Source organism: Streptococcus sp. GMD1S (genome assembly GCF_000296875.1).
Lineage (GTDB): Bacteria > Bacillota > Bacilli > Lactobacillales > Streptococcaceae > Streptococcus.
The window spans coordinates 1-815 of the sequence record NZ_AJQY01000465.1 but is presented as its reverse complement, the minus strand read 5'-3'; the positions used below and the strand labels follow the sequence as shown (position 1 = coordinate 815).

Below are 815 nucleotides of genomic sequence, written 5' to 3'. Positions count from 1 at the left end.
CAAAGAATCTCTGGATTTGCGTTATGACACATTCGATCATTAATGTCTTGTCTCAGATAACCATAGACACTGATCGATCCGAAACCTACCTGCTTAAAATCTTCATCATCTTGGTATCCTGCTATATGGTAATACATAAAAAAGATGAGTATAGTCGGTAGCTGATTTTGTTGGAAACAGTATTATTCTTTGGAAAAGTTATTTGCTAAGGAGGATATACATCATAATGAAAATACTCGATGTTTTATATAATTTTTATGGTGATTTTGATTTCATTGAAGAAAAATACAATGAAAAATACGAAGGTATTCTTATCAATATAAAGGAAGAGCAAGGGTATAAAAGATGCCGCTTGGCAAAAAGAACACCAAAAAAAGAAGGATATTTTACAGTTTTTTGGAAAAAGACCAAAACAACAAGAACATTCCTTATACCAATGAGGATTTAGGAAATGAACTTATAATCGTTATCATTGATAATGATAAGAGGGGACTATTCATTATTCCAAACGAGGTGGCTATTCGTAAAAACATTCTGTCGACAAAAGATAGCAATGGAAAAATGTCTATGCGATTTTATCCTCCTTGGTGCTCAAATTTAAATACAACAGCTCGAGCAACACAAAAATGGCAATTGCAATATTTTAGAGAAATTAAAGTATAAACATATTGCCGGATTACATACACACAAAAGACCTGTTTCTTATGATTGCAGAATCAGGTCTTTGTTTTTTCTAGAATCCATCAAACACTTATAACGTCTTTCCGAAAAACTATAATTTTCTTGAAAAATATATAAGTCTATGCTATACTACT

At 31.4% G+C, this 815-nt stretch carries 2 pseudogenes; both read left to right on the top strand.

Going from position 1 to position 815, the window contains the following annotated elements:
- Positions 1–161, top strand: a pseudogene (locus tag GMD1S_RS12730) (CPBP family intramembrane glutamate endopeptidase); the annotation flags it as partial.
- A 146-nt stretch (positions 162–307) separates the two neighbouring features.
- Positions 308–663, top strand: a pseudogene (locus tag GMD1S_RS11315) (MepB family protein).
- Positions 664–815: the final 152 nt, after the last annotated feature.